A 12,267-nucleotide genomic window follows, 5' to 3' on the forward strand; every position below is an offset into this window, starting at 1 on the left:
AAAACAATCAGCGAACAAAAAAACAAACAAATGAAAAAGCCGAGCGAAAATAAATTACACAAATTAAAATGGTAAAGTGAAAAAAGGAGAGATAAACCATGTTAGCAACGAAAACGAAAAAGGTTGCCGTCTCCAGCAAAAGACAAATCGCCATTCCCAAAGAATTCTTTGATGCGATCGGTATTGAAAAAGAGATCATTATGGAACTGAATGATGGAGTTATTCATATCAAACCAGTAAGAACACATACGGATGATTTTTCGGAAGAAATATTAGCAGATGTTATTCAAGAAGGCTTCACAGGGAACGACATTTTGAAAGAGTTTCAACGACGTAAAAATATGATTCGTCCGGCTATTTCACAGATGATCAAGGAAGCAACAAGCACTAAACCAACATCAATAGATGATTTATTCGGAGATGACGACGAGGACTGATTTGAATTGAATGATAATGTACCAATTGTATTTCATCCAGCAGCCAAAAAATATTTTATGAAGTTAAAAAAGAAAGATAAACAACTTAGTGAGCTGTATAAAGTAAATCTTCAAAAGATTGTAAGCAACCCTGAAATTGGTGAATTTAAAACTGGTGATTTGGCCGGTATCCGAGGATATGATTTTAGGCATAAGGGAACCGTCTATGAGATTGCATACAGCATTGAAATGGGAGATGACGGGGAAATGATTGTCGTTATCTTAGCTGGAACCCGAGAAAACTTTTATCATGAATTGAAAAGATATTTAAAGTCTAAATAAATAATTAATGAAAGGCGCTTAAGTCTAACTTTTACGTTGACTTAAGCGCCTTTCATTTGAAAAATTGATAACACATAAATTTAAATTTCTGATTCATTACATATTGACAAAAGACACTAATATTTAGAGTTACAAGGGTGAACTTTGCACTGCCTATACTCTTTATTATGCTCGGCCATCAGGAACAATCTATATGTATCTTATAGTTAGTTGTTTTAAATAGCTCTCCAAAACTATTTGTGGAGAGCTATTTAAAACTCTCTAGTATTTCTCGCTTCACTTATTTTCATTCGAATAGTTTTCAATCTTTCGTATGTTTCAAAAGGTAGAGCCTTAAATTGCTCCGGCCCTATATTGTAGACCACAGCTTTATTTAAAATTGCTTTGTCATTAATTCCAACTACAAGACAAATCGTCTGTTCATCCTCGTCGAATACCCTTTCCATTAAAAATCTTTTCCTTTCAGTTTCATTCTTAAAAACTCTATTTGATGAATGAAGAAGAAAGATTGAAATGACAGGTAATTCTTCGATTTTATTTTCTTTTTTATAATTCATAGGCATGTAAGGTGTAAGAATCACTCCACGCCGCTTAGATTCTAATAATTTTCGACTTCTAGAGGTTAAGAAAGTTTCAATGTTTTCTCGAGTATCCCAGTCTAACATGAGTAGATATCTTGCTACACGTATCAATTCTTCGTTCATTTTCGTATCCAACAAATCGATTAGTTGTTGAAATGTCTTTGGCATTTTTTGATTTGGTTTCTTATGAAATTTACAATCACTTAAAGAACATGATGAATTATCTGGGTCAGCATTCTCTAAAATTGAATTAAATTTCATAGTCATGTATACATCTATTTCTTCTCTATGGTTATCTATGAACACTTCTGAAATATCTTGATGCTCTTCAACTACTTCATTAATTCTTTTAGAGTAGTCATTATATTCAAAGTACAACCCAATATGATCTAGTTCGTCATTTAGCTTAATATACGGATTTTTAGAAGCTTTACTGCGTTGGTATAAGTAGTTTAAAAAGATACTTGGGGAATCAAACAACTCAGGATATACTCTTAAATCATTAATAGAAATACACCAAATGGGAAGATCACTTTTCTGAATGATGTCTGTTTTTTCAATACGAGATGCAATCTCATTAAAATCATCTAATGTCACGCTACAAGCTTGAACAAATTTAATATCACTTACGATTGCGACTTTTTGATACTTTCTTTTACTTTCTTTTGAGAAAAGTTCAATAAAATCTTGTTTTTTATATGTGTTATAAAACCTCAAGGATTGATTATAAGGATTTTTAGCTAAGTCATCTAATGATTTTAAATAAGCAACTTCATCTGAAAATGGAGAGACTGGAGATAGTGCCCCTCCTTTTACTTCTACAATAATCATTACATTATCAAATATAAAAATGCCATCGCATTCACACCATTCATCTTTACCGTTTCCACCAACAGGAGCTTTATAAAAGACATTTTTATAGAGTTTTGATTTTGGCAACATTTTTTTTAATAATTTTAGCGATATTTCTTCTGATAGATTGTTCTGAATCAGATTAATCTGGTTTGATGAACCAGGATTATTTGCTCTAATCACTCTTAAAGTCGATCTATATATGTTATCTATAAAATTATCTATCGAGAAACAATAGAAACGACCATCTAATTCGAGGAATGGTTTGTATTTAATCGGACTTTCTTTGGTTACTATACTTAAATTATCTTCGTAAAAATCTTTATATTCGCCTCTTGATAACGATAACTCTTTAATAAATGTTTTCGGCCATTTGGTGATTTTTTCTACATCAAAGTAATCAGCTATTACATGTAAATCTATAAAAGACCCCTCATCAGAAATACCATCCGTGTCCCCTAAAAATTTTATATATAAAGTGCTTCGCAAGTGCTTGCTAATGGCAAGAATCCCATTCACCAAGTTTGAACTAGTTAATCCAAATGTATTTTGTAGTAACTGATCGTAAGGAGACAACATATCAGTAAAGTGATCTTGTTCAAACAAAGGATATAGAGTACCAGTTACATTAAATTGCATTCCTTGTGAATATCTAATAATCTCTTCTTTTGGAGAGAAACTTATAAGAATACTCGCAGCAGAATAAAAGCTCTCAATTTCTTCTAGATATTCTTCGACTAAAAAATCGTCCTCTATATCGTGATCAATTATTAGTTGATTACTAACCAAAATACTCTGGGTAATATCAAGAAGTTTGTTCTCAAAAGGTGTTGTATTCCCTTGAATAGTTTCTTCTATGTTCATCAAGCCTCTAAAAAATTTATAATTATACAGTTGAATCATTGTTAAAAGTGGGTCTGATTCCGACAGCATTTCTTTTATCCTTGTTATGCTCTTCTCTACTTTGCATTCAAAATCTGCTACATTGAACTGTTCCAAGATACACGCTCCTTATACAGAATATAGATTCAATCCAAAGTGAATGATTATTATAGAAAGCGTGAACTATTAAAAAAGTCATTAAGGGAAATGTTCAACCCATTGCAAAATTTTTGAATCGTACTTACCTTCGGATGTTTTGTACGTCCACTCATTAGCTCCGAAATTGTGGCCTGGTTCAAACCTCCCTTTTGAATGACTTGATGGATGGTCATATTATGTTCCGCTGCGAGCTCCTTCATTCGCTCAATGATTGCTTCGTTCAATTCCACTTGCTCACCCCACGATCATAGTACTCTCATCATTCTTATTCTTTATGTATCCTTCTATTCCTCTACCCTACCATAATCTCTTGAAATCAAAATAATTGTCATTATTTTCTATAATCAAAGCGTTATTTTTTACAGTTGTGCTACAAAACCAATAATATTGAGTTTCTGTTGCCTATAAACCCTCATATAGAGCGGATTCGACAAGAATCGTCAATTGTAAAATTTCTGACATATCAGAAAACTGATGATTTTTATTCCTAACCCTGTTATATTGGAACCAACAAAAGGAAACATCTGTTTGGTCGCCGCTCTGATTTACAGAAAGGGGAAGACTTATGTATCGATTCGGGGAGTGGTTGAAGGAGAACCGCCGGCTCTCGGGCTGGTCACAGGTCGAACTATCCGAGAAAACATTTGGAGAGATTTCACAGCCCGCCATCAGCCAGTATGAACAGAACCGTTCGGTGCCGTCGATAGCGGACATCGATCACCTGGCCCGAGCGTTCGGGCACACGCTCGCAACGGTGCCTTGGGAGGCCATCGACTTTGGATACGGGGCAAAACGTTCCGTCACCAAGCTCGAGCGACGTCGGTTCGACCTGAAGGAGCTACCGCAGGCCGACTCGGTCCGCACGTTCGATGGGAAGACGTATGAACTGCACGGCTTCATCGGGATCGAGAAGGCGAGCGGCGAGGCGGTCCAACTGACGCAGCTCTACTATCGAATCCGTACGGTCGTCTGCGACGCCCACGTGCTCGCCAAGCGCAAAAACCCGGATGACGAACTCATCCACGTCAAAAAGCAGAAGAGAGTCCGCCAGTAGCCGACATCGACGCAGCAGCACATCCTTAAGGATGGTCTACTCCAATCACATACCGGCGTGTCCCTCACCAGTGACCGGGTGGGCGGGATCTACGCACAGATGGTTCGGCGAGAGTCGCCTAAAACTCGCCATAAGGTCACCGAATCGTTCCGGGTCATCGAGAAACCCTGTACAGCTCCTCATCTCAGCGAGGAGCGGAGTTCGTGGGGGAACGGCTAGAAACCCACCGCACCGAATCCGACTGTCCTTAATGATGTGCTGCTGCACATCACGAGATCAAGGGAAGGAAGTGTGTACTGTGGCATCAAAAGAACAGAAACAGAACCGCAGCTTCGCCGAGAAACTCTTACGCATCCGTGGGAAGGACTACGAGGAGTGGCTCGACGAACAGCATCAACAAGTCATCCAGGACAACCAGGAACTCATTTTGGAGGCGCTCGAGGCGAAGCTCAGCTTCAAGTCGCCGGCGCACCGGGACTAAGGAGGGAACGACATGGGACTCAATGAGACAGGGCTCAGCTTGCTTCAGTTCTTCCAGGGGCTCGCCGTCATCGCCGCTGCCATCGCTTTCGCGATTGGGGGCTTCTACTTCATCTTCGGCGGAGATCGCGGTCGCTCGAAGGCCGTCGGTTGGCTCGTCGGGGGAGCCGTCGGACTGATCATCGTCATGGGCGCGTTCACGCTCGCCGAGATGGTCGACCAGAACATCAAATTCTAATGCACACCCACGTAGCGTTCCAATCGGAGGGCTTTTTTTGTTGCTTGAAACGAGAGGAGGAACGAGATGCTGTTTGTACGATTCACCGACGTTCCGGACACACGGATCCAGAACTATGAACGGCTCACCTTCGCCGAGGCAGTCATCGCGACCCATGAGCTGCACCAGGCACGCAGCGAGGAAGGGACGAGCTGCTCCGGTGATTTCCGGCTCTTCGACCAGAAGGATGAACTGCTCTATCGAGGAACTTTCACGTTCGGAACTGAGGGAACGTATCCGAACCTATATCATCAAGTGCAAGACCGGGTACAACGGATCCGGACGAAGAAGGAGGACAACGCGAAGAAAATGTGGCTGCTCGACGAGATCGAGTCCGAGACACCAGTCAATTATAAGCGCCTGTCCGCCAATTCGAACCCGGTCGTGTCGTCGACGTATCAGTCACACCTGACCCGACTACAGCGCCGCCTCATCTACGGGGCGGCCACGGCCGGGATTCTATTCACCTCACTCTTTACTGCCGCGCAATGGCTTATCGATAAAGAGGCACACGCCGAACAGGGAACCGATGGCGAACAGACGTGGCTGAATGCTTACGAGCAGGCGCTCCAAGGTGAGGAATCCTCACTAATCAATTTACTGGAACGAAAAGACCGGTCCGAGGAAGAGGATGCCCTATTGATCGACCTCTATCTAGCGGAAGGAAAAGATCAGAAAGCGCTCGAGCTCACGGATGATCCCATCCTGATTGAAACGAAACTGGCCGGGCTCGAGTTATCCGATAAGGAAAAATTGGAACGGCTCCAGGACTTCCAAGCGTCACATCCGACCGATGAGGGCGCGTTCGATATCGCCACACTTGAACGGGATCATGAGACCGTGGCCAAGACGGATGACGTGGAGTGGACCGCTCCCCGCGTCTCCTCGAAAGTGACCGCCTATCTCTACCTCGGGGACATCGAGTCCGCGAATGAGTGGGCGTCCAAAACAAACGACCCTGCCGTACAAGTAAAGATCGATAAATACCAAGACATTACGGCCACTATCGACGAACTGAACGAAAAATTGAAGAAGACCTCTAGCAAGGACACTTCGGCCCGTGAGAAGATTCAAGCCTTTATCGCTGCTGAAGAAATTGACCGAGAAACAATTCTTTATTCAGATTAAGGTAGGTGAAATAATTGAGAACTGAATCTCTATCACCACGATTCCCGATACGTCTGATTTTCCCTGCCCTGTTCTGCCTGTTGGTGTTTCCGGTCGGGATTTTTTATCTACTGAATGGGGTCTACAACATCATACGACAGATCATGACCCCGATAGTACAAGACGGGCTGTTGGCCGGGGCGACGATTCCAACGCTCTCACCCGCCTTGTTCTTGAAGGTGAGTCTTCCCTCTTCGACCGTCTTACTCGGACTGATCGCGTTCAGTCTGTTCAGCGGATTGGTCGTGTTCGGCAAGGTATGGCTGAACTTCCGGGATTTGCGGCAGAATCAGAAAGGGAGCGCCCGCTTCACCTCATTCGATGAATTGAAGCAACAGTACCGTCGCGTTCCGGACCGGAAGAAGCGCTATGACGGATTAGGCGGTGTCCCCGTCGGACGGGTCAAGAACGAGCTGTTCATCGATGATTCGCCCGTCAACAACCTCGTCATCGGCACAACCCGATCCGGGAAGGGTGAGACGTTCGTCTTTTCTACGATCGACCTGTACAGTCGATCCAGTGATCAAGCGAGCCTGATCATCAACGACCCGAAAGGTGAGCTCTTCGCCGCCTCGAAGGAGACGCTCGAGCAACGCGGCTATCAGGTCGAGGTGTTGAACCTGATGAATCCGCTCCAATCGATGTCGTACAACCTGCTGCAACTGACGATTGACGCATTTTTAGAAGAGAACTACTCGCTCGCCCAACAGTATGCGCGCTCGGTCGCGTTCATGTTGTACCATGACCCGAAGGCACGGGACCCGTTCTGGGCCAACTCGTCGATTGACCTATGTACGGCGCTCATCCTCGGCCTCTGTGAGGAGGCGAAGGACACGCCGGAGAAGATCAACATGTACAACGTCGCGCTCATGCTCTCAGACTTAGGGTCACGGACGGTGGTCACACGACAAGGGCAGGAGATTTCGGCACTCGACGAGTTCTTTCAGCGGTTCCCGGAGAACCATCCGGCCCGGCTCCAGTTCGCGACGCTCCACTTCTCGGGTGGCCAGACACGGGCGAGTATCCTGGCTAATACGAATGCGAAGCTAGGGATCTTCACGTTGAACGGGACCGGGAAGTTGACGTCGATGAACTCGCTCGACATGCGACGCATCGGATTCAACCGCTGGATCAGTGGACGGACTGAACCTTTGACACGGCTCACGTTCACGTTCCCCGACGGGACGACCCATGCGCTCACGACGGACGACGATGGCAGCTTCATCGTGTATCATATGTCGCCCCTTCAAATCGGGGACATCGTCCAGATTTCGACCGACTCAAGCACTGCAACGATCCAGCTGGGAGCGCATGACGAGGAAAGTGGACGGTTCCACTACTTCATCGACGGGACGATCCAGATTCGCGAAGTGATGCACCAGATGCGACCCGTGGCGGTGTTCCTGATCGTCCCGGACTATGACCCGACCTTCAACGTCATCGCGTCGCTCTACATCAAACAGGTGTACACGGCGCTCGCCCGGGTCGCCTCGCAGACGAAACAAGGTAAATGTGAGCGCCAAGTCGTCTTCTTACTCGATGAGTTCGGCAACATGCCGCCGATCGAAGGCATGGCCAACATCATAACAGTCTGTCTCGGTCGGAACATGCGCTTCAATCTCGTCATCCAGGCCTACTCCCAACTCGAGAACCTATACGGAGAGGATTGGAAGACGATTGACGGCAACTGTGGGAACACTCACTATCTGTTGACCGCGGACGAATCGACCGCCGAACTAATCTCGAAGAAACTCGGTGAGGCGACCATCGTCACCAAATCGCGTTCCGGACAGACGTTCTCGCTCAAGAAATCGAAGACGGAGAACGTGGACGGCCGTCGGCTCATGACGGCGACCGAGGTCATGGGACTCAAAGAGGGCGAGATGCTCATCATCCGTGTCATCAAGCGTCAGGACACGAAGAAACGACGTATCCAGTCGTATCCGATCTTCCTGAACGGCAGGACGGCGATGAAGTACCGCTACGAGTACTTGGCGGACGATTTTGACACAGATCGCTCCTTGCATGACATCGACATCCCCTGCCGTCACGCCGGTCTCGATTTCGAACAGATTCGAATCCGCTTTACGCAGAAAGAAGACGCGACGGAAGCGAATACGCCATCAAATCAGGAAGAAAAGTCCTTGACGGTATGTGACGTGCTTCAGGACAGCATCCTCCGCTCGATGTTCGAAGGACATGACATCGGCGGGATGTCCCTCCCCGAGTTCGAAACGAACCTGAACCTAGGAGTTTACGACGTCACCGACAGCCAGAAGAGCTTTTTGAGCACGATGATCGCGAAACGACTCAAGAAACTGAAGCAAGGCACACCGTAGAGAGGAGGCCGAACCCATGGCCGAGAGTGCGAGAGAGAAGCGAATCCAGAACGAATTGCGTGTCGTCGCGAGGATCATCGAGACGCAGCGCGTCCGCCTCGAACGGGGCGACGTGCTCAATATCCAAACGACCGATGGCTTTCTGACCGTCTATCAGGACGACACCTCAGACACCCCAAAAACTGTTACACTAATAGATAAGTTCGACTTCCGCGTCAACCTGAAGATCGCGGATCTACTGAAGGGGAAAATCGTCTGACGGAGGGGTAAACGTTATGAGGAAAATCTTGATTGGTGTCCTACTCGGAAGTTCGTTACTTTTAGCATCGTGTGGTGCCGAAAGTTCGAATTATCTTTCTACGACTTCTGTTGAAGAAATTGCAGATATTAAAACTGAGCAAGAAAGTGCATACGTTCTTGTAGACAGCGATAGTCAAGGTAATGAAGGGGCTTACGTTGATACTGTGCGAGAAGTCGCCACGAAAAAAAAGAAAGACGTTCTCTTATTCAATCCGTTTCAGCCTAATGGGGAAGATCTTGAAGAACGTTCTACCCAAGAACATCCTGAACTTAAAGGTGGCAGATTGTACGAGATGACTGACGGTGAAATCAGTCGTGAATTAAATGTATCTGCCCTTACAGAAGATGAATTAAAGGAGCAAGTCACTACTTTCATTAAATAGCCTCTGAATGGAGGGATTCTATGGGTGATAACGAAGTTGTAAATAAGCTACAAGAGTTCACTGATATCCTTAGTCTCAGTACACTGGTACTGGATGCTCTCCGCTCAATGGGTTGGATTTTAATACGTGGCTTAGCAGTATTGATTGATGGACTTGAAAAAGTGACTGACAGCATACTACTAACTAAAACATTTTTTAATAACTCTCAAGTGGTTGAATTCGTTTCTACGATTCAACCTTTTTTGTACGTTCTTTTAGCTGCTAGCTTCCTATTCACGGGTTACCTCATCATCTTTCAAAAGAAATTTGATCGAGAAGGATTTTTAATCAATCTGTTTATCACGTTGCTCATTCTCGGACTATTATCTCCAACGATGACGCAAGTAAGTGAATTCAGTGATACCGCGATTGATTTCACAACTCAAAACTCTGGCGAAAACTCTTCAAGTGAATCGATATCAAATCAGATTTTACGAGAAAACATTCATGATTTGATTGAATATGACCGAAACGATTTTTCCGGGTTGGAAGGTGAGGCTTTGAACTCTCTGCCTCAAAGTCATTTACGAAATATCGATATCAACGAGGTATTCGATAGTAATGAATTTCGCTTGGGAAGTACTGGCGAACAAATCTCTCAGTCTAAACTAACCTGGAATGGTGAAACGATGGGAACCTCGAAACTCGACCAAGGCGGCGTCGAGTGGAACAACCAGTATTACTACCGCTATCAGCCGAACTGGTTGACCATCTTCGTGACGCTCGGGATCATGGGCTTCACGCTGTTCTCGATCGCTTATAAACTGGCGCGTCTCTCGTTCGAGCTCGCCTTTAACTATGTCTTGGCAATTCTCATCGCACCCGCCGACCTGCACAGTGGTCAAAAGACGAAGAAGGTCATCCAGAGCATTTTGAACACGTTCCTCGTGATCATCCTAATATTCGTCTCGATCAAACTGTACACGATTGGGACCGCCTATCTCGCGGAGACGTTGGACGGATTCGCCTACCTGATTGCCCTCATCGCCTTCTCGGTAGCATTGATTGACGGGCCCAACATGGTCGAGCGGCTGTTCGGGATTGATGCCGGACTCAAGCGGGGCTGGGGTGTCGCCCTCAGCGCCTATGCCGCTGGGAAAGGTGTAACCTCGGCAGGTTCCCATGCGGTCTCGAAGGTCGCGCGTGCCGCACAGGGCGCACCAAAGATGCCCTCGCTCCATGAGGCCGCGACTACGCGGATGGATTCGAATGCCATGCCACAAAGTGATTCACCGCTTAATGTGGCGACCCAAGCTTCAAAGCAGATGGACGCCGAAAGACAAACCGATCCAGATGGTGTTGCTCAGACGAATCAAACCGCAAGTCGTACCCAACCTGACCAAGACGAACCGACAAGTCCGAAGGACGTTGCGCAACCAAACAACGGTCAAGAATCCGAGCTTGAAGTGCACGGGTCTCAACACGTGAACGAAGCGTCAGGCCGCACGTCTCCCGAATCGATCCATGCGACGCACTCGGAATCGAATACCGAACGTGGACCCGACCATCAAACTACGTCTTCTGAGACGCAAAGACCCGAGTCGATTCACGACCATTTAAGTTCTGGTCAATCTCCAATCCCTACTCCGTCGACTATCGAACCGGTCACCGGGTCCATCGATGCCGCATCCGGACCAGATCACCGTCACAATGAATCGGTAGCCCGAAACGACGCGACGTCACCGACAGCTCATGAGGCAACATATTCAAACGGCTCATCCTCATCTGCGCCTGATTCGAGTGACACGTCATCAGAGAAACGCCAAGGACGCGCCCGGCGGACCATCCATCAGGACACCGTGCTCGACGTCGAGACCGAGGTCATCGAACAGGTGCGTGAGAAACAGACGCATCGTCATAGCCAGCACCAGGAAGAGTCACGACGGATTTATCCGACCTCGCCACCGCGATCTGACAACATGAAGAAAAAGGAGTGATGACCCATGCGTAAATACCGAATCCCGAACGAGGTCACGACCGAACTGAAAATCAATAAAATGCTCTATCTGCACGACTTCCTGTTCCTCGTCGGGCTCATCGTACTTCGACTCGTGACGCTCCCATTCATCCCGTCGGTGCTGCACATCCCGTTCACGGTCTTTCTCGTCGTCTTCGGGCTGTTCATGGTACTGCGCCCAGCGACCAATCCACAAAAGCGGATGGTCCACGCGATTTACTACGCGCTCTTCAAACGGAAAGACACCTATATCGCGCTCGATGCGCAGACGAAAGGACGTGACTGAGATGGCTTTCATTGAAGATACGCTACAGGGACCGAGACGCACAGGCACCTGGCTCGACGAACAGGACGTGGTCGAGAAACGGAAGGTCAAAGACAAGGTCGTCGTCAAACCGACGATCGCCGAACTGATGCCGGTCGTCGACATCACCGGGACCGAGGCGTTCGAAATGCGCGACGGGACCTATCTCGACATGGTCCAGCTCACCTCAAAGGACATCTACTCCTTGAATGAGGAGGAAAAAGACCATGACGTGTTCTCACTTGCCTATCTTCTGCAAGCGTACACGCACCCGCTCAAGGTCGTGCCACTGAACACACCGCTCAGTCTCGAGCGGCAGAAGATCAGCATCGAACGACAGATTCGACAAAATCAGACACCTGCCTACCTGCCCTTTCTATTGAAGAAAAAGCAGGAGCTTGAATACCTCGAGGAGCATCGCACCAATCGCGATTATCTCCTCTTTTTTTATGCCGACGACGAGCGGACACTACGCGAACGGAAGACGCACCTCTATAAACTGCTCCGTCGCTCGAACCCGATGCGCGAGTTGAGGCTCGACCAGAAAGTTCATGTGCTCTATCAACTGAACAACCCGAACACGAAACCGCAACTCGACGCCTGAAGAAAGGAGTGACGCACATGTGGCAACGTCTGCGTGAGCGAATGGCCAAACAACAGGACCCGGAGACCGTCAAGATCGAGAAAGGCTACAATCCCGACGTCATCGCCAAAATCCAACCGCAGGGCGGTATT

General features: G+C 46.7%; 14 protein-coding genes. 12 read left to right on the forward strand and 2 right to left on the reverse strand.

Going from position 1 to position 12,267, the window contains the following annotated elements; all coding sequences use genetic code 11:
- Positions 1-98 precede the first annotated feature (98 nt).
- Together KNO85_RS14595 and KNO85_RS14600 are read left to right on the forward strand one after the other, a co-directional pair.
- Positions 99-437, forward strand: a complete 339-nt coding sequence (locus tag KNO85_RS14595; RefSeq protein WP_029596503.1) for an AbrB/MazE/SpoVT family DNA-binding domain-containing protein — start codon at positions 99-101, stop codon at positions 435-437.
- Between the two features lie 6 nt (positions 438-443).
- Positions 444-758, forward strand: coding sequence for a type II toxin-antitoxin system RelE/ParE family toxin (locus tag KNO85_RS14600; protein ID WP_214686104.1), 315 nt, complete (start codon positions 444-446; stop codon positions 756-758).
- Between the two features lie 251 nt (positions 759-1,009).
- On the opposite strand, the gene KNO85_RS14605 is transcribed toward KNO85_RS14600, so the two are convergent.
- Both KNO85_RS14605 and KNO85_RS15010 read right to left on the reverse strand, forming a co-directional pair.
- Positions 1,010-3,190, reverse strand: coding sequence for a hypothetical protein (locus KNO85_RS14605; protein WP_214791242.1), 2,181 nt, complete (start codon positions 3,188-3,190; stop codon positions 1,010-1,012).
- Positions 3,191-3,240: 50 nt separating this feature from the next.
- Positions 3,241-3,432, reverse strand: a complete 192-nt coding sequence (locus tag KNO85_RS15010; RefSeq protein WP_353047826.1) for a helix-turn-helix domain-containing protein — start codon at positions 3,430-3,432, stop codon at positions 3,241-3,243.
- A 365-nt stretch (positions 3,433-3,797) separates the two neighbouring features.
- Between KNO85_RS15010 and KNO85_RS14615 the strand changes: the two genes are divergently transcribed.
- From KNO85_RS14615 to KNO85_RS14660, 10 genes are all read left to right on the forward strand, one after another.
- Complete coding sequence (locus KNO85_RS14615; RefSeq protein WP_214791246.1) at positions 3,798-4,286, forward strand: helix-turn-helix domain-containing protein; 489 nt, start codon at positions 3,798-3,800, stop codon at positions 4,284-4,286.
- A gap of 289 nt (positions 4,287-4,575) precedes the next feature.
- Entirely contained in the window at positions 4,576-4,767 is a 192-nt protein-coding gene (locus tag KNO85_RS14620) for a hypothetical protein (RefSeq protein ID WP_214791247.1), read from the forward strand.
- Between the two features lie 12 nt (positions 4,768-4,779).
- Positions 4,780-5,004, forward strand: a complete 225-nt coding sequence (locus KNO85_RS14625; protein ID WP_012390467.1) for a hypothetical protein — start codon at positions 4,780-4,782, stop codon at positions 5,002-5,004.
- Between the two features lie 66 nt (positions 5,005-5,070).
- Positions 5,071-6,171 (forward strand): hypothetical protein, encoded by a 1,101-nt coding sequence (locus tag KNO85_RS14630; protein WP_214791249.1) that lies wholly within the window; start codon positions 5,071-5,073, stop codon positions 6,169-6,171.
- Between the two features lie 14 nt (positions 6,172-6,185).
- Positions 6,186-8,549: a VirD4-like conjugal transfer protein, CD1115 family gene (locus tag KNO85_RS14635; RefSeq protein ID WP_214791251.1), complete on the forward strand. Its 2,364-nt coding sequence runs from the start codon at positions 6,186-6,188 to the stop codon at positions 8,547-8,549.
- Between the two features lie 16 nt (positions 8,550-8,565).
- Positions 8,566-8,808 carry a hypothetical protein gene (locus tag KNO85_RS14640; protein WP_024127790.1) on the forward strand — a complete coding sequence of 81 codons (243 nt, stop codon included), beginning with the start codon at positions 8,566-8,568 and terminating at the stop codon, positions 8,806-8,808.
- Between the two features lie 16 nt (positions 8,809-8,824).
- Positions 8,825-9,232: a hypothetical protein gene (locus tag KNO85_RS14645; protein WP_214791253.1), complete on the forward strand. Its 408-nt coding sequence runs from the start codon at positions 8,825-8,827 to the stop codon at positions 9,230-9,232.
- A 20-nt stretch (positions 9,233-9,252) separates the two neighbouring features.
- Positions 9,253-11,208 carry a pLS20_p028 family conjugation system transmembrane protein gene (locus KNO85_RS14650; protein WP_214791255.1) on the forward strand — a complete coding sequence of 652 codons (1,956 nt, stop codon included), beginning with the start codon at positions 9,253-9,255 and terminating at the stop codon, positions 11,206-11,208.
- Between the two features lie 6 nt (positions 11,209-11,214).
- Positions 11,215-11,514: a DUF5592 family protein gene (locus tag KNO85_RS14655; protein ID WP_214791257.1), complete on the forward strand. Its 300-nt coding sequence runs from the start codon at positions 11,215-11,217 to the stop codon at positions 11,512-11,514.
- Position 11,515: 1 nt separating this feature from the next.
- Entirely contained in the window at positions 11,516-12,136 is a 621-nt protein-coding gene (locus KNO85_RS14660; protein ID WP_214791259.1) for a hypothetical protein, read from the forward strand.
- The last annotated feature ends 131 nt before the right edge of the window (positions 12,137-12,267 follow it).

The sequence above is a fragment of the Exiguobacterium sp. s124 genome, from assembly GCF_018617485.1.
GTDB classification, from domain to species: Bacteria; Bacillota; Bacilli; order Exiguobacteriales; family Exiguobacteriaceae; genus Exiguobacterium; species Exiguobacterium aestuarii.